Origin of the sequence: Haloferax profundi (assembly GCF_001469865.1) — an archaeon.
Lineage (GTDB): Archaea > Halobacteriota > Halobacteria > Halobacteriales > Haloferacaceae > Haloferax > Haloferax profundi.
Genome location: NZ_LOPV01000098.1, coordinates 1 through 790 on the forward strand (window position 1 = coordinate 1; position 790 = coordinate 790).

Annotated in this window: 1 protein-coding gene and 1 pseudogene; one reads left to right on the top strand and one right to left on the bottom strand. The window is 50.4% G+C overall.

The features are described from left to right. Window positions 1-322: pseudogene (locus tag AUR66_RS21780) on the top strand (hypothetical protein); the annotation flags it as partial. 360 nt (window positions 323-682) lie between these two features. On the opposite strand, the gene AUR66_RS23240 reads toward AUR66_RS21780, so the two are convergent. Then, window positions 683-790 (bottom strand): PGF-CTERM sorting domain-containing protein (locus AUR66_RS23240; protein ID WP_157533003.1); only part of this gene is annotated, 108 nt, incomplete at its 5' end.

Consider the following 790-nt stretch of genomic DNA (forward strand, 5'->3'; position numbering starts at 1 on the left):
GATGCTGTTGAAAGGACCGATCCCGGGTGTCATTGTCAGATCAGGGTTAGATACGGTCGAAGCATGGCAAGACTATGGCTACTTTGCTGAAGACGGAACAACGTACAAGGTCGGTGTCTCGGTCAAAAAGACGACAAAGGCAGCGATGGGGCACTTCCGTATTGACGGGACCATGTACGATGTAGACGGGCGCGTACTCTCACGCGCTGCTGACTGGAGCAGTAATTTACAACCGGATAAGAAGGCAAACACCTATCTCGAATTCCCAGATGTCGATCTTGACGAAGCACATCACTTCGAAATTTCTCTGGGTAAGAATTAGCCAGGCCAACGTCTGCCAGTAGGTGCTTTTCTAAGTACTAGTGCAGCTCGTACTGCTGAACAAGAATCGTGTATCAATTAATGTCGAAGGAATGATATAGATCGTCTTTGCCTCAAGAGCAATTGAGGAGAATCGCTTTCCCATCTTTATTTCATCGTTAGTTCCAATTCATAGTGGAATTGGTACTGATTGTCAGTGAAACGTGGCCGCAAGCGCTCACAGCTGAAATCTCAAATTATTGGGATAGCCACGCTGGAGTCTGACAAGGTGACTGCAGTGAAAACTACACAGAGCTGCTGCTCACCGTGTGACGTCGAAAGAATGGAAAAGAGCCGGGAAGGTCCCGGTAGTTAGTCGTCTTTAGTCGCGGCGGACTGCGAGCAGTGCAGCAGCGACGAGGGCGACGAGGGCGACGACAACACCGAAGCCGGGCGTCTGAGACTCAGTGGTCTCTTCGGTGGCTTCCGT